The organism is Micromonospora sp. NPDC049301 (assembly GCF_040678715.1).
GTDB lineage: Bacteria > Actinomycetota > Actinomycetes > Mycobacteriales > Micromonosporaceae > Micromonospora.
On the sequence record NZ_JBFAQO010000001.1, the window covers coordinates 198,838 to 214,282 of the forward strand.

Genomic DNA, 15,445 nt, shown 5'->3' on the forward strand with positions numbered 1-15,445 from the left:
GTCGCCGGTCACCCGACGACGGCCCAGGGGTCAGCCCTGCCGCTTGGCGGGACGGCTCTTCTTCGGGTTCACCGGCTTGGCACCCGGCTTCGGCCCGGCCACCTTGGGCGCGGTCGCCTTGACCGGCGCCGGCGGGGCCGACTTGCCGCGCCCGAACAGGCCACCCGACTTGGCGGGCTGCACCGGGTTACGGGTGGCGGGGGTGGCGGCCTTGGTGGCGGTCACCGGCGGCGGGAACTTGCGCAGCACCCACTGCTGCTGGCCGAGGGTGAAGAGGTTGTTGGTGACCCAGTAGATGATCACGCCGATGGGGAAGATCGCGCCGGAGATCAAGAGCGACGCGGGGATGCCGTAGAGCATCAGCCGCTGGATCATCCGCTGCTGCGGGTCCTCGGCCCAGCCGGTCTTGAGGATCATCTGACGGCTGGTCAGGTAGGTGGTGGCGATCATCACCAGGACCAGGATGCCGGCGATGATCTTGACGGTGGTGCCGTTGGCGCCGAGGCGGGCCAGCTCGTCGGCCGTGGAGCCGAACTTGCCGGCGATCGGGGCGGTGAAGAGCTTCGCCTGCGAGGCGCTCTCGAACTGGTCGGCCGTCCAGCCGTAGAGGGTCTTGCTCTGCTTGGCCGGGTCGAGCCGGCGCAGCACGTGGAAGAGGCCGAGGAAGACGGGGATCTGGAGGAACATCGGAAGGCAGCCCATCAGCGGGTTGGCCTTTTCCTTCCGGTAGAGCTCCATCATCTCTTTCTGGAGCGTCTCCCGGTCACCCTTGTGCTTCTCCTGCAGCTCCTTGACCTTGGGCTGGAGCGCCTGCATCGCCCGCTGCGACTTGATCTGCTTGACGAAGACCGGGAACAGAATCACCCGGACCGTGACAACCAGGAAGACGATGGCCAGGATCCAGGCGAAGTTGGTGCCGATCACCGCGTTGACGGGCACCCCGATGGCGTCCCAGGCAGAGTGCCAGGTCAGCAGGATCCACGAAATCGCGAAGTAGATCCAGTCGAGACTCAATTCGGTGCTCCAGTCACATCGGCACGACGGCGACCGCCCGGCTCCGGCACCGGGTCATGTCCACCAGGGTGGAAGGGGTGGCAGCGCAACAGCCGCCGGACCGCCAGCGCGGCTCCCCGGAGCGCGCCGTGCCGGGCTACCGCCTCCTGGGCGTACGCACTGCACGACGGGTAGAACCGACAGCGGGCCGGCAGTGCCGGACTTATCCACCGACGGTACGCGATGATGGGCGCGATCAGCACCCTGGCACCGGTTGTGGGCCGGGGGGCGGTGGGCTCCGTACTCATCGGGCCCTCCGCGCACGGGGCGACCGGGCGGCCGCGAGGGCGGCGTCCAGGTCGGCGGCCAGCCGGGGGTAGGACGCCTCGGCCGCGGCGGGGAGCGCTCGGACGACGACGGTGCTGCCGGCGGGCAGCGCCGCCAGCCGCTCCCGGACCAGGGCCCGAAGCCGACGCCGGACCCGGTTGCGGACCACCGCGTTGCCGACGGCCTTGGACACGACGAAGCCGGCGCGGGTCGGCGCGGAGGGCTGCTCCGCACCGGCGTCCCGCGCCGGCTCCGGCGAGGTCGGTGTGCTGGGGTCGGCGGTCGCCGGCACGGTCAGGTGGACCACGACGGCGCCTCGTCCGGCGCGTCGGCCACCGCGGACCGCTGCGGCGAAGTCAGTGCTACGCCGCAGTCGCTGTGCGGCGGCCAGCACGACTGCCCACGTCCCCCGGACCGGCCCGACGGCTCAGGCCGACAGGGTGGTGCGACCCTTGGCGCGGCGGCTCGAGAGGATGGCACGGCCGGCACGGGTGCGCATGCGCAGCCGGAAGCCGTGGGTCTTCGCGCGCCGGCGGTTGTTCGGCTGGTAGGTGCGCTTGCTCACGTCAGGCTCTCCGTTTTCGTACGCGCCCCGGGCGACGGGATCGCCGGGGTCGTGGGGTGGTCCAGGCCACCGCGACGGTGGCCACCGATCGGTGCTGCCCGGCGGAGCGGGACCTCGGCGATGCGGGGATGCGACCGCGGACAGCAAGCACCCATCACCCTAGCAGAGGGCGAGAGAGCAGCCGCTCCAGCCTACGCAGGGGTGCAATGACCGTCAAACACCTCGCGGCGGCGGAGATCGGGGCGCGCCCGGGACCGAAGGGGCGGTTTTCGCTGATGCCGACAACGAGCCCGCCGCGTCGCCGGTTGATGGCGCAGGGACAACGCTGTTACCGTGCCCGATTGCGGTGAGCGTCTTCGGGCTCCGGTCGTCGCGCGCAGCAAGACCGGACACGGTAGTGAATCGTTCGGCACGGTGAACCCGCTTCAGCGCCCGTTCAGGCAGGGGCAGGTCCCACCCGCGTCCGGCGGGCGGCCAGATTCGGTCGGTACACAGGCTGTGGATAACCTGTGGAAGACCACTGGTCAACCGTCCGGGTGGGTGATGTTCCACCCGCGAACGCGGCGGGCCCGGGACGGCCGGCTGGCACACAGCGGCGGCCGGGAGCAGAGGCGAGGGGGTGGCACGACGGTGGCCGGTACGACCGACCTTGCCGCGGTGTGGTTAGCGGCGACCGACGAGCTCGCCGACGAGATCATCTCCGCCCAGCAGCGGGCATACCTCCGACTGACCCGGTTGCGGGCGATCGTCGAGGACACCGCGTTGCTCTCCGTCCCGGACGCGTTCACCCGCGACGTGATCGAGTCACGGCTACGCCCGGCGATCACCGAGGCGCTCACCCGGCGGCTCGGCCGGCCGATCCAGGTCGCGGTCACCGTGCGGGTGGCCGAGGACACCACGGGCCGCCCGGCGGGCACCGTCTACCGCAGCACCCCGGAGCCGGGCTCGATCGACGCCGACGGCCCGCCCGCCGGCTCGCTCGACGACGAACATTCCACCCGGCCGGCGGCCGACGCGCTCATCCCCGAACAGCAGCACCCGGCGCGCGCGCCCGAGCCGGCCGCGCCACCGGCCCCGTCCGGTCCGCCGCTCGCCCCGACCGCCGACGGGCACCGCTCGGGGCTGATTCCGGCCAGCCGCGACGGGCAGGAGGCGTTGTTCAGCGCCGCGTTCGTGGAGCCGCTGCGGACGCCCCGGCCGGCGCCGGACCGGCGCGGCTACGACGAGCAGGCCGCCCGCCTGGACCCGGGCCCGGACACCCGGCCCTACGAGCCCCGCTACCGAGAGGACGCGGCGTCGCCACGGGACCAGCACGTGATCCGTGCGCTGCCCCGGGACAGCGGAACGGACAGCGGGCCGGGACGCAGTGGTGTGGACCATCGGACCGGGGGCCGCGACGACCGCCGGCTGCCCGGCGCCGACACCGGCGGCAACCGGCTCAACCCGAAGTACATGTTCGAGACGTTCGTCATCGGCTCGTCCAACCGGTTCGCCCATGCGGCGAGCGTGGCGGTGGCCGAGTCACCGGCGAAGGCGTACAACCCGCTGTTCATCTACGGCAGCTCGGGGCTGGGCAAGACGCACCTGCTGCATGCCATCGGCCACTACGCCACGACGCTCGGCAACGCCCGCTCGGTGCGGTACGTATCGACCGAGGAGTTCACCAACGACTTCATCAACTCGCTCCGGGACGACAAGACCAGCGCGTTCCAGCGGCGCTACCGCGACGTCGACATCCTGCTGATCGACGACATCCAGTTCCTGGAGAACCGCGAGCGCACCCAGGAGGAGTTCTTCCACACCTTCAACACGCTGCACAACGCCAACAAGCAGATCGTGATCACGTCGGACCGGTCGCCGAAGCAGCTGGCCACGCTGGAGGACCGACTGCGGACCCGGTTCGAGTGGGGCCTGCTCGCCGACATCCAGCCGCCGGATCTGGAGACGCGGATCGCGATCCTGCAGAAGAAGGCGGCGCAGGAGCGGCTCTACGCCCCACCGGACGTCCTGGAGTTCATCGCCTCCCGGGTGTCGAACTCGATCCGGGAGCTGGAGGGCGCGCTGATCCGGGTGACCGCGTTCGCGAGCCTGACCCGGTCGACCGTCGAGCTGTCGCTGGCCGAGGAGGTCCTGCGGGACTTCATCCCGGACGGCGCGGGCCCGGAGATCACGGCGGACCAGATCATGGTCTCCACGGCTGACTACTTCGGGGTGAGCCTGGAGGACCTGCGGGGTCAGTCCCGTTCCCGGGTGCTGGTCAACGCCCGCCAGGTGGCCATGTACCTGTGCCGGGAGTTGACCGAGTTGTCGCTGCCCCGGATCGGGCAGGCCTTCGGTGGCCGGGACCACACCACTGTCATGCACGCCGACCGCAAGATCCGCCAGCAGATGGCCGAGCGGCGCTCGCTCTACAACCAGATCGCCGAGCTGACCAACCGGATCAAGCAGAACACCTGAGGCGTACGACGCCATCGCCACGGCGCACAGCGACGGGACACGCCCGACCGGACATCCGGTCGGGCGTTCTTTTTCGGCCCCGGAGGGTCTGTGGCTTGACCCTCGACATGGTGCAGACCACAGCATCGACGCCGTGACCGCTTCGATCCTCACTCGTTGTCCACAGCTCGCTATCCACCGTCGGTGGATAACTACGGTCCGTCCTCCGCCAGTTACCCACAGGCTGTGGAGAAACCCTGTGTACGACGCTGTGGATGCCTGGGGACAACGGTGTGGTTGTCCACCGGTGATCATCGCCCTGTGTACGACCTGTTGAAGGTTCTGGGGATGACGCCAATGGTGATCTTCTTGGCGATCCACAGGCTTGGGGAGAAAGTCGGTGGATTACCGGTGGACAACCGGTGGACAACGGTGGACAACCGACCGCCGTCGCCGGGCTGTGGACACACAAGGAAGTTGTACCCCCGGTTCTCCACAGCCAAATCACCGGTGGATAACCTGTCTGAGCTGCGCGGACCCAAGTTCTCCACAGTTTGCACAGGTGCGATGAAGACGATGGGTTATCTCTTCTAAGAGAACAAAAACCAATCATCACCGTTGGACTTTCTGTGGATCGGGCCGAACGCTGCCGGACCAGCCGGTCAGCATCGACACGATCCACGGGGCCGGGCGCACAGCCGATGCCCCCGCGCCCTAAAGTGCGATGGGTACCCGCACGGTTGGGCGGGACGGTAGGCAGCGGTCGGCATGAGAGAGTTGTCGCTGACGTCGACGCGGAGGCATTGATGAAGTTCCGAGTGGAGCGCGACGCGCTCGCTGAGGCCGTGGCCTGGACCGCGAAGAGCCTGCCGAGCCGGCCGTCCGTACCGGTGCTGGCCGGGGTGATGCTCCGCGTCACCGACGGCAACCTGCGGGTTTCCGGGTTCGACTACGAGGTCTCCAGCCAGGTCACCGTCGAGGTGCAGGGCGACGCCGACGGCGCCGCGCTGGTCTCCGGCCGCCTGCTCGCCGAGATCACCAAGGCACTGCCGGCCAAGCCGGTGGACATCGCCGCGGTCGGCGCCCACCTCGAGCTGGTCTGCGGCAGCGCCCGGTTCACCCTGCCCACCATGCCGGTGGAGGACTACCCCGCGCTGCCCGAGATGCCGCAGAGCGCCGGCACGGTCGACGCCGCCGCGTTCGCCACCGCCGTTTCCCAGGTGGCCATCGCCGCGGGCCGCGACGAGACGCTGCCGATGATGACCGGCGTCCGCGTCGAGCTCTCCGGCAGCACCCTGTCGATGCTCGCCACCGACCGCTACCGGCTGGCGCTGCGCGAGATCCAGTGGCGGCCGGACGACCCCGACGTGAGCATCAACGCTCTGGTGCCGGCCCGCACCCTGAACGACACCGCCAAGGCGCTCGGCCCACTGGGCGGCGAGGTCACCCTCGCCCTCGCCCAGGGCGCGGCGGGCGAGGGCATGGTCGGCCTCGCCGGCGGCACCCGGCGCACCACCAGCCGGCTGCTCGACGGGGCCAACTACCCGCCGGTGCGCTCGCTCTTCCCGGCCACCCACAACGCCGAGGCCCGGGTGTCGGTCAGCACCCTGATCGAGGTGGTCAAGCGGGTCGCGCTGGTCGCCGAGCGGACCACCCCGGTGCTGCTCAGCTTCAGCGCCGACGGGCTGGTGGTCGAGGCCGGCGGCTCCGAGGAGGCGCGGGCCAGCGAGGCGATGGAGGCCACCTTCACCGGCGACGCGCTGACCATCGGGTTCAACCCGCAGTACCTCATCGACGGCTTGGCCAACCTGGGCTCCCAAACCGCCATGCTCTCGTTCGTCGACGCCTTCAAGCCTGCGGTCATCTCGCCCGCCGGCGAGGATGGCGAGGTCATTCCGGGGTACCGGTACCTCATCATGCCGATCCGCGTGTCCCGCTGATCGCGCGCACCGATACCCAGATCCACGGAGGTAGGAACACATGCAGCTCGGCCTGGTAGGACTCGGCCGTATGGGCGGCAACATGCGGGAGCGGTTGCGGGCAGCCGGCCACGAGGTGGTCGGCTTCGATCACAACGCGCAGTTGAGTGACGTCGCGACCCTCGCGGGGCTGGCGGAGAAGCTCGAGTCGCCGCGGGCGGTCTGGGTCATGGTGCCCGCCGGTGTCACCGACGCGACCATCGACGAGCTCGCCGCGGTGCTGGGTGAGGGCGACATCATCATCGACGGCGGCAACTCCCGGTTCAGCGACGACGCCCCGCGGGCCGAGCGTCTGAACGAGCGCGGCATCGGCTACCTGGACGTCGGCGTCTCCGGCGGCGTCTGGGGCCGGCAGAACGGCTACGCGCTGATGGTCGGCGGCGCTCAGGAGCACGTCGACCGGCTGATGCCGATCTTCGAGGCGCTCAAGCCCGAGGGCGAGTTCGGCTTCGTGCACGCCGGGCCGGTCGGCGCCGGGCACTACTCGAAGATGGTGCACAACGGCATCGAGTACGGCCTGATGCACGCCTACGCCGAGGGCTACGAGCTGCTGGCGGCCTCCGAGCTGGTGACCAACGTGCCGGGGGTGTTCAAGTCCTGGCGTGAGGGCACCGTGGTCCGCTCCTGGTTGCTCGACCTGCTGGACCGCGCGCTCGACGAGGACCCGGAGCTGGCCGAGCTGAGCGGCTACACCGAGGACACCGGCGAGGGCCGGTGGACGGTCGACGAGGCGGTCCGGCTGGCCGTGCCGCTGAACGTCATCACCGCCTCGCTGTTCGCCCGGTTCGCGTCCCGGCAGGACGACTCGCCCGCCATGAAGGCCGTCGCCGCGCTGCGTCAGCAGTTCGGCGGCCACGCCGTCCACAAGCGCTGAGCGGTATCCACACCCTGTGTACGTCCACCGGCTGGAACTGGTCGACTTCCGCTCGTACGAGCGGGTGGCCGTCGACCTCCAGCCGGGGGCGAACGTCCTGACCGGCGCCAACGGCGTCGGCAAGACGAACCTCGTCGAGGCGCTGGGCTACGTGGCGACCCTGGACTCGCACCGGGTCGCCACGGACGCGCCACTGGTCCGGATGGGTGCGACCTCGGCGGTGATCCGCTGCGCGGTCGTGCACGACGGCCGTGAACTCCTGGTCGAGTTGGAGATCGTGCCCGGCAAGGCCAACCGGGCCCGGCTGGGCCGTTCCCCGGCGCGTCGGGCCCGGGACGTGCTGGGCGCCCTGCGGCTGGTGCTCTTCGCCCCGGAGGATCTGGAGCTGGTCCGGGGCGACCCGGCCGAGCGCCGTCGCTACCTGGACGACCTGCTCGTCAACCGGCAGCCCCGGTACGCCGGCGTGCGTGCCGACTACGAGCGGGTGGTCAAGCAGCGCAACGCCCTGCTGCGTACCGCGTACCTGGCCCGCAAGACCGGTGGGTCGCGGGGTAGCGACCTCGGCACGCTCGCCGTCTGGGACACCCACCTGGCCCAGCACGGCGCGGAGCTGCTCGCCGGCCGGCTGGAGCTGGTCGCCGCGCTCACCCCGCACGTCTCCAAGGCGTACGACGCGGTGGCGGCCGGGCGTGGCGCCGCGGGCATCGCCTACCGGCCCTCGATCGAGCTGGCCGAGCCGACCACCGACCGTGCCGTGCTGGCCGCCGCGCTCACCGCCGCGCTCGCGGCGTCCCGCTCCGCCGAGATCGAACGGGGCACCACCCTGGTCGGCCCGCACCGCGACGAGCTGGCGTTGACGCTCGGTCCGCTGCCCGCCAAGGGGTACGCGAGCCACGGCGAGTCCTGGTCGTTCGCGCTCGCGCTGCGCCTGGCCGGGTACGACCTGCTGCGCGCCGACGGCATCGAGCCGGTGCTGGTGCTCGACGACGTCTTCGCCGAGCTGGACACCGGGCGCCGGGAGCGGCTGGCGGAGCTGGTGGGCGGCGCGAGCCAACTGCTGGTCACCTGCGCGGTGGACGACGACGTGCCGGCCGCTCTGCGGGGCACCCGCTACCAGGTCGGCGAGGGGACGGTACGCCGTGTCGGATGAGCCACGACCCAACCAACCCGACGCCGGCGATGCCGCGACGCCGCGTACCCCGGGGTCGGAAGCGGCCGGCGGCGGACAGCCGGCCGCCGCCAGCGGACCGGAGCTGGCGCGGGCGGTGCTCGACGCGGCGCTGTCCCGGCGGCAGGCGGCGGCCCGCGCCCGGCGTACCCCCGGCGGTGGCGGGAGTGGCGACGGCGGCTCGGGGCGGCGGCTGCGCGGCTACTCCGGCCCGGGCCCCGACCCGCGCGATCCGCAGCCGCTCAGCGCCGTGCTGAACCGGTTGGTCAAGGCGCGTGGCTGGCAGCAGCCGGCGGCCGAGGCCACGGTCTTCGGCGCCTGGGAGCGGGTGGTGGGCGCGGAGGTCGCCCAGCACAGCCGGCCGGTCAAGCTGGAGAACGGTGAGCTGACCGTGGAGGCCCGCTCGACTGCCTGGGCGACCCAGCTGCGGCTGCTGGCCGGCTCGCTGCTCAAGCAGATCGCCCAGGAGGTCGGCCACAACGTGGTGCGGAAGCTGCACATCCACGGCCCGGCCGCGCCGTCCTGGCAGAAGGGGCCGCGCCGGGTGCGCGGTCGGGGGCCGCGGGACACCTACGGCTGAGCGGGCGCCTCAGCTCCGGCGGTCGGCCTCCTTGGCGGCCCGCTTCCGTTCGCGCTGTTCGCGGGTGTAGCGCTTGCGCTCGGCCAGGTCGCGCTTCCACAGCTCGCGGGCCTCGGCCGAGCCGCCCTGCACCGCGCCCTCGACCTCTGGCGGGCCGGCCAGGTGCCGGAACGCCCAACGCATGAAGCGGCCGCCCTCGCCGGGGGACCTGGTGGCCGAGCCGTCGTCGCTCATCTGCCCGCCTCTTCCTGCGCGCCGTCGCTCCGCCCGATCACCCCGAACAGAGCATTGGTGCACCAACAGTTGGTGTACCAATGATCGGTACGATAGCCACTGTGTCTGGGGAGGGCAACCGATGAGCGAACGACCGGAGGGCGTCGACCCGTTGGCGCTGGAGCAACAGGTCTGCTTCGCCCTGTCCGTGGCGGCGCGCAGCGTGGTGGCCGTCTACCGGCCGTTGCTGGAGCCGATGGGGCTGACCCATCCGCAGTATCTGGTCATGCTGGCGCTCTGGCAGCACGCGCCGCTGTCCGGCCGTGACCTCAGCCGGCTGTTGCAGCTCGACCCGGGCACGCTGTCGCCCCTGCTGAAGCGGCTCGAAGCCGCCGGCTACCTGCGCCGCGAGCGCGACACGGCCGACGAGCGCAGCCTCGCGGTCACCCTCACCGCCAGCGGGGCGGCGCTGCGCAGCCGGGCCGAGCAGATTCCGGCCGCGATCGTGCAGCGGCTCGGGTTGCCGGTCGAGGACCTGCAACACCTGCACGCGGTGCTGACCCAGGTGATCGCCGCGGCCAACCGCCCCGGGGGCGGCGAGCAGATCGTCGCCGACCCCGGGCCGGCCGGTCAGGCGTCGGCGTAGACGGCGAAGCCGCGCTCGGCGCAGCGCCGGTAGAACGCCGCCAGCACGCCCAGCTCGGCGCAGGTGAAGTTCCACTGCGGCGGGTCGCCGCTCTCGTCGCGCAGCGCGTCCAGCCGGCTCTCCAGCCAGCGCAGCTGCTGCTCGGCCAGCCGTCCGTCACCGAGCAGCGAGCGCAGCACGGTGCTCACCGACTCGAACGTGACCGCCTCGCCGTGTGCGCGGTGGCCGGCGACGAACCGTTCGATGCCACCGGCGATCCACGCACAGCCGTCCGGGTCGATCACCGGGTCCTCGTCCTCGGCCGCGGCGTCTGTGGCGTACAACACACCTTGCAGGCCGAGCAGGAGATCCACCAGTTCGGTGTACGCGGTCGCCCGGACGGTGCCGGTCTTCGCGATCAGCTCGGCGAGCGCCGCCGTCGGCGCGGAGATCCGCGGCACGTCGACGATCTCGCCGAAGTCGACGAACTCGGCCGGCGCGACCGGATCGTAGAAGCGGCCGGTCCGCGGCCAGTGCACCGCGACGTTGTCCAGCCCCATCTGTCACCTCTTAAAGAGCACGTGTCGGGTCGATCGGGTCGATCGTCCCGGTTCTGGCCGGTAAAGATCAAGGCCGCTTCCGGGGCGCCGCAAACGTACGGCACGGGCGGTCCGGCCGCGACCCCCGACCCGCCCGGGCGCGGGTCAACCCGTTCGGGGGCGGCGCGTCCGATCGGAGCCTGGCGTGTGGGGGGAGTCGCGGGTAATGGGGTTCTGCCGGCTACGGACATCTCAGCCGCCTCGTTGAGGGTGCCGAGTGGTGGTTCTGTCCTCCACGCACAGTAGGATTGACGGTGAGACGAAGACCCGGTGCGGAGCGAGGGACGGGGCCGGTGGCCCCAGGATCATTCTCCACTTCGGGTCGAGCCGATCGCGATCCGCGGGCAACCGCGGCGACCGGCGCGTTCGACCCGCTGTCCGGAGGTCTCCGGCACCGGTCCGCGCGCCGACGTCGCGTCCTGTCCGCCGAACCCGCGCCCGACGCGCCCCTGCGGCGCGAACGACGCGAGAAAGTGGCCGAGGGTGGCAGCGCAGGACAAGCAGGAGTACGGCGCAGAGTCGATCACCGTTCTCGAGGGGCTGGAGGCGGTTCGCAAGCGGCCCGGTATGTACATCGGGTCCACCGGCGAGCGCGGTCTGCACCACCTCGTCTGGGAGGTCGTCGACAACGCGGTGGACGAGGCGATGGCCGGCTACTGCGACACCATCGACGTGGTACTGCTCGCCGACGGTGGGGTCCAGGTCACCGACAACGGCCGTGGCTTCCCGGTCGACCTCCACCCGAAGCTCAAGAAGCCGGGCGTCGAGGTCGCGCTGACCGTGCTGCACGCGGGTGGCAAGTTCGACGGCAAGGCGTACGCGGTCTCCGGCGGCCTGCATGGCGTCGGCGTCTCCGTGGTGAACGCGCTGTCGACGAAGATGGCAGTGGTGATCCACAAGTCTGGCTTCGTCTGGCGGCAGCAGTACACCCACTCCAAGCCATCCACGCTGGAGAAGGGCGAGACCACCGACCGCACCGGCTCTGCGGTCTCCTTCTGGCCCGACCCGGACGTCTTCGAGACGATCGACTTCGACTTCCAGACCATCTACCGACGCCTGCAGGAGATGGCCTTCCTCAACCGGGGCATCACCATCCACCTGCTCGACGAGCGGGTCCCTGAGGACGAGGACGGCAAGACCCGCGAGGTCACCTTCCGCTACGACGGCGGTATCGCCGACTTCGTCCGACACCTCAACGCCTCCAAGAACCCGATGCACAAGACGGTGGTCGAGTTCGAGGCCGAGGAGGAGGGCATGTCCCTCGAGATCGCCATGCAGTGGAACGAGTCGTACGGCGAGTCGGTCTACACCTTCGCCAACAACATCAACACGCACGAGGGCGGCACCCACGAGGAGGGCTTCCGGTCCGCGCTGACCAGCGTGGTCAACCGGTACGGCACCGACAAGAAGCTACTCAAGGGCGACGAGAAGCTCTCCGGCGAGGACATCCGCGAGGGCTTGGCCGCGATCATCTCGGTCAAGCTGACCAACCCGCAGTTCGAGGGCCAGACCAAGACCAAGCTGGGCAACACCCCGGTGAAGAGCTTCGTGCAGCGGGTCTGCAACGACCGGCTTGTCGACTGGTTCGACCGCAACCCGGCCGAGGCCAAGACGATCATCCAGAAGGCGTCCCAGGCGGCCCGGGCCCGGATCGCCGCGCAGCAGGCGCGCAAGCTGGCCCGGCGCAAGTCGCTGCTGGAGTCCGGTTCGATGCCGGGCAAGCTGGCCGACTGCCAGTCCACCGACCCGCGCGAGTCCGAGGTGTTCATCGTCGAGGGCGACTCGGCCGGTGGTTCGGCCAAGCAGGGCCGGGACCCGCGGACCCAGGCGATCCTGCCGATCCGCGGCAAGATCCTCAACGTGGAGAAGGCCCGGATCGACCGGGTGCTGAAGAACAACGAGGTCCAGGCGCTGATCACCGCGCTGGGCACCGGCATCCACGACGATTTCGACATGGAGAAGCTGCGGTACCACAAGGTGGTGCTGATGGCCGACGCGGACGTCGACGGCCAGCACATCCAGACGCTGCTGCTCACCCTGCTGTTCCGCTTCATGCGTCCGCTGGTCGAGCTGGGCCACGTCTACCTGGCCGCGCCACCGCTGTACAAGATCAAGTGGAACAAGAAGGGCGACGACGCGCAGTACGCCTACTCCGACCGTGAGCGGGACGGGCTGATCGCGCTGCGCCAGCAGAAGAAGCCGAACGCCAAGCCGGACGACATTCAGCGGTTCAAGGGCCTCGGCGAGATGAACTATCCCGAGCTGTGGGAAACCACGATGAACCCGGCAACGCGTACTCTGCGTCAGGTCACGCTCGACGACGCGGCGACCGCCGACGAGTTGTTCAGCGTGCTGATGGGTGAGGACGTCGAGGCGCGCCGGTCGTTCATTCAGCGCAACGCCAAGGACGTGCGGTTCCTGGACATCTGACGGAGCTTGGTGGGTCGGCCGGGGTGAACCCGGCCGACCCGCCGATCCACAGAGTTATCCACAGCTTGGCCGGTATCCACAGCCGTTATCCACAGCACGAAAACGACTCTGAGTCTGATAAGGGTATACAGTGACCGATTCCCCCGAGTCCACACCGAACGAGCCCGAGGTCCCCGCCGACGCCATCGCCGCCGTGGTCGCGCACGACCGGATCGAACCGGTCGGGCTCGAGGTGGAGATGCAGCGCTCCTACCTCGACTACGCCATGAGCGTCATCGTCGGTCGCGCGCTGCCGGACGTCCGGGACGGGCTCAAGCCGGTCCACCGCAAGATCCTGTACGCGATGTTCGACTCGGGCTACCGCCCGGACCGCGGCTACGTGAAGTGTTCCCGGGTCGTCGGCGACGTGATGGGCCAGTTCCACCCGCACGGCGACTCGGCGATCTACGACGCGCTGGTCCGGATGGCGCAGCCCTGGTCGCTGCGGTATCCGCTGGTCGACGGCAACGGCAACTTCGGCTCCCCGGGCAACGACCCGGCCGCCGCCATGCGGTACACGGAGTGCAAGCTCGACCCGCTGGCCATGGAGATGCTGCGGGACATCGACGAGGACACCGTCGACCTCCAGGACAACTACGACGGCCGGGCCAAGGAGCCCACCATCCTGCCGTCGCGGATCCCCAACCTGCTGGTGAACGGCTCCGAGGGCATCGCGGTCGGCATGGCCACCAAGATCCCGCCGCACAACCTGCGGGAGATCGGCGCGGCGGTGCAGTGGTGCCTGGAGCACCCGGAGGAGGACGAGGAGACCACCCTCGAAGCCCTGCTCGGCATCGTCAAGGGCCCGGACTTCCCGACCCACGGCCTCATCGTCGGCACCACCGCTATCCAGGACGCGTACCGCACCGGTCGCGGCTCGATCCGGATGCGCGCCGTGGTGGAGGTCGAGGAGGACAAGCGCGGCCGGCCGTGCCTGGTCGTCAGCGAGCTGCCCTACCAGGTCAACCCGGACAACCTCGCCGAGCGGATCGCCGAGCTGATCAAGGAGGGCAAGCTCGCGGGGATCGCCGACATCCGCGACGAGTCCTCCGGTCGTACCGGCATGCGGATCGTGCTCGTGCTCAAGCGCGACGCGGTCGCCAAGGTCGTGCTGAACAACCTCTACAAGCACACCCAGCTCCAGGAGACCTTCGGCGCCAACATGCTGGCCCTGGTCGACGGGGTGCCGCGCACGCTCAACCTGGCGCAGTTCATCCGCTACTACGTCGAGCACCAGATCGACGTGATCCGCCGGCGGACCGCGTTCCGCCTGCGCAAGGCCGAGGAGCGGGCGCACATCCTGCGCGGTCTGTCCAAGGCACTGGACGCGCTGGACGAGGTGATCGCCCTGATCCGGCGCTCGCCGACCGTGGATGACGCCCGGCAGGGCCTGATCCGGCTGCTGGAGATCGACGAGATCCAGGCGACCGCGATCCTGGACATGCAGCTGCGCCGCCTCGCGGCTCTGGAGCGGCAGCGGATCCTGGACGACCTCGCCAAGCTCGAGATCGAGATCGCCGACCTCAAGGACATCCTCGCCAAGCCGGAGCGGCAGCGCAGGATCGTCTCGGAGGAGCTGGGCGAGATCGTCGCCAAGTGGGGCGACGAGCGGCGAACGCAGATCATCCCGTTCGACGGCGAGGTCTCCATGGAGGACCTCATCGCCCGGGAGGACGTGGTCGTCACGATCACCCGGACGGGGTACGCCAAGCGGACCAAGGTCGATCTCTACCGCTCGCAGCGGCGGGGCGGCAAGGGAGTCAGCGGCGCAACTCTGCGGCAGGACGACATTGTCAGCCACTTCTTCGTATGCTCAACCCACGACTGGATCCTGTTCTTCACGAACAAGGGCCGCGTCTACCGGGCCAAGGCGTACGAGTTGCCGGAGGCCAGTAGGGTAGCCAAGGGCCAGCACGTGGCCAACCTGCTCGCCTTCCTGCCAGACGAGCAGATCGCGCAGATCATCGAAATCCCGAACTACCAGGTAGCCCCCTATCTGGTACTGGCCACGAAGAACGGCCTGGTGAAGAAGACGCGGCTCGAGGAGTTCGACTCCAACCGTTCCGGCGGAATCATCGCGATCAACCTGCGCGATGAGGACGAGCTGGTCGGTGCTGCGCTCGTGGCGCCGGAGAACGACCTGCTGCTGGTCTCCAAGAAGGCGCAGGCGATCCGGTTCAACGCCTCCGACGAGGCGCTGCGGCCGATGGGCCGGGCCACCTCGGGCGTGATCGGCATGCGCTTCACGGACGACGACGTCCTGCTCGCCATGGAGGTCGTTCGCGAGGGTTTGGACGTTCTGGTGGCCACGAACGGGGGATACGCGAAACGTACCCCGATCGAGGAATACCCGGTGCAGGGCCGGGGAGGTAAGGGCGTGTTGACTGCGAAGATCACCGAGCGGCGCGGTGGTCTGGTCGGCGCTGTGGTGATCGACCCGGACGACGAGCTGTTCGCGATCACCAGCAACGGTGGTGTCATCCGGACTCCGGTGAAGCCTGTACGCCGAACGCGTGACCGGAACACAATGGGGGTCAAGCTGATGGACCTCCCGGACGGCGTGACTATCGTGGCCATTGCTCGCAATGCCGACGAACCCGACGAACAGGACTAGTTG

Annotated in this window: 14 protein-coding genes; 8 read left to right on the plus strand and 6 right to left on the minus strand. The window is 70.0% G+C overall.

Translation table 11 applies throughout. From position 1 onward, the window contains the following. Positions 1-30: 30 nt before the first annotated feature. Genes yidC through rpmH form a run of 4 tightly spaced genes read right to left on the minus strand, consistent with a single transcriptional unit; the run spans position 31 to position 1,885 of the window. Positions 31-1,014, minus strand: coding sequence for a membrane protein insertase YidC (gene yidC / locus AB0K07_RS00950; RefSeq protein ID WP_363749961.1), 984 nt, complete (start codon positions 1,012-1,014; stop codon positions 31-33). After that, positions 1,011-1,301, minus strand: coding sequence for a membrane protein insertion efficiency factor YidD (gene yidD, locus AB0K07_RS00955; protein WP_089018404.1), 291 nt, complete (start codon positions 1,299-1,301; stop codon positions 1,011-1,013). Before yidD ends, yidC begins: the two co-directional genes overlap by 4 nt. Further along, the gene (gene rnpA, locus AB0K07_RS00960; protein ID WP_363749963.1) at positions 1,298-1,714 is read right to left on the minus strand and encodes a ribonuclease P protein component; all 417 of its coding nucleotides are present in this window, start codon (positions 1,712-1,714) and stop codon (positions 1,298-1,300) included. Before rnpA ends, yidD begins: the two co-directional genes overlap by 4 nt. 33 nt (positions 1,715-1,747) lie before the next feature. Beyond that, positions 1,748-1,885 carry a 50S ribosomal protein L34 gene (gene rpmH, locus AB0K07_RS00965; protein ID WP_007453904.1) on the minus strand — a complete coding sequence of 46 codons (138 nt, stop codon included), beginning with the start codon at positions 1,883-1,885 and terminating at the stop codon, positions 1,748-1,750. Positions 1,886-2,515: 630 nt separating this feature from the next. On the opposite strand from rpmH, the gene dnaA reads away from it, so the two are divergent. From dnaA to AB0K07_RS00990, 5 genes are all read left to right on the plus strand, one after another. After that, positions 2,516-4,342 carry a chromosomal replication initiator protein DnaA gene (gene dnaA / locus AB0K07_RS00970; RefSeq protein WP_363749965.1) on the plus strand — a complete coding sequence of 609 codons (1,827 nt, stop codon included), beginning with the start codon at positions 2,516-2,518 and terminating at the stop codon, positions 4,340-4,342. Between the two features lie 785 nt (positions 4,343-5,127). Further along, positions 5,128-6,261, plus strand: a complete 1,134-nt coding sequence (gene dnaN / locus AB0K07_RS00975) for a DNA polymerase III subunit beta (RefSeq protein WP_363749967.1) — start codon at positions 5,128-5,130, stop codon at positions 6,259-6,261. Positions 6,262-6,301: 40 nt separating this feature from the next. Then, on the plus strand, positions 6,302-7,174 hold the full coding sequence (gnd, locus tag AB0K07_RS00980) for a phosphogluconate dehydrogenase (NAD(+)-dependent, decarboxylating) (protein WP_363749968.1): 873 nt from the start codon (positions 6,302-6,304) through the stop codon (positions 7,172-7,174). 16 nt (positions 7,175-7,190) lie between these two features. Then, the gene (gene recF / locus AB0K07_RS00985; protein ID WP_363749970.1) at positions 7,191-8,324 is read left to right on the plus strand and encodes a DNA replication/repair protein RecF; all 1,134 of its coding nucleotides are present in this window, start codon (positions 7,191-7,193) and stop codon (positions 8,322-8,324) included. Next, positions 8,314-8,922, plus strand: a complete 609-nt coding sequence (locus AB0K07_RS00990) for a DciA family protein (protein ID WP_363749972.1) — start codon at positions 8,314-8,316, stop codon at positions 8,920-8,922. The genes recF and AB0K07_RS00990 overlap by 11 nt, the downstream gene beginning before the upstream one ends. 9 nt (positions 8,923-8,931) lie before the next feature. Here the strand turns inward: AB0K07_RS00990 and AB0K07_RS00995 are convergent, their stop codons facing one another. Next, on the minus strand, positions 8,932-9,156 hold the full coding sequence (locus tag AB0K07_RS00995) for a hypothetical protein (RefSeq protein ID WP_363749973.1): 225 nt from the start codon (positions 9,154-9,156) through the stop codon (positions 8,932-8,934). A gap of 121 nt (positions 9,157-9,277) precedes the next feature. Here AB0K07_RS00995 and AB0K07_RS01000 point away from each other — a divergent pair, with 121 nt between their 5' ends. Then, entirely contained in the window at positions 9,278-9,781 is a 504-nt protein-coding gene (locus tag AB0K07_RS01000; RefSeq protein ID WP_363749975.1) for a MarR family transcriptional regulator, read from the plus strand. Here AB0K07_RS01000 and AB0K07_RS01005 read toward each other — a convergent pair. After that, on the minus strand, positions 9,766-10,320 hold the full coding sequence (locus AB0K07_RS01005; RefSeq protein ID WP_363749977.1) for a hypothetical protein: 555 nt from the start codon (positions 10,318-10,320) through the stop codon (positions 9,766-9,768). The genes AB0K07_RS01000 and AB0K07_RS01005 overlap by 16 nt on opposite strands. A 522-nt stretch (positions 10,321-10,842) precedes the next feature. On the opposite strand from AB0K07_RS01005, the gene gyrB reads away from it, so the two are divergent. Further along, positions 10,843-12,789: a DNA topoisomerase (ATP-hydrolyzing) subunit B gene (gene gyrB, locus AB0K07_RS01010; protein WP_355242939.1), complete on the plus strand. Its 1,947-nt coding sequence runs from the start codon at positions 10,843-10,845 to the stop codon at positions 12,787-12,789. Positions 12,790-12,919: 130 nt separating this feature from the next. Then, positions 12,920-15,442 (plus strand): DNA gyrase subunit A, encoded by a 2,523-nt coding sequence (gene gyrA / locus AB0K07_RS01015; RefSeq protein WP_363749979.1) that lies wholly within the window; start codon positions 12,920-12,922, stop codon positions 15,440-15,442. Positions 15,443-15,445: the final 3 nt, after the last annotated feature.

Bases quoted from the DNA above. Each gene is read 5' to 3' on its own strand.
- yidD (WP_089018404.1), bottom strand. From the start codon at position 1,301: ATGAGTACGGAGCCCACCGCCCCCCGGCCCACAACCGGTGCCAGGGTG.
- dnaN (WP_363749967.1), top strand. From the start codon at position 5,128: ATGAAGTTCCGAGTGGAGCGCGACGCGCTCGCTGAGGCCGTGGCCTGG.
- gnd (WP_363749968.1), top strand. From the start codon at position 6,302: ATGCAGCTCGGCCTGGTAGGACTCGGCCGTATGGGCGGCAACATGCGG.
- AB0K07_RS00995 (WP_363749973.1), bottom strand. From the start codon at position 9,156: ATGAGCGACGACGGCTCGGCCACCAGGTCCCCCGGCGAGGGCGGCCGC.
- AB0K07_RS01000 (WP_363749975.1), top strand. From the start codon at position 9,278: ATGAGCGAACGACCGGAGGGCGTCGACCCGTTGGCGCTGGAGCAACAG.
- AB0K07_RS01005 (WP_363749977.1), bottom strand. From the start codon at position 10,320: ATGGGGCTGGACAACGTCGCGGTGCACTGGCCGCGGACCGGCCGCTTC.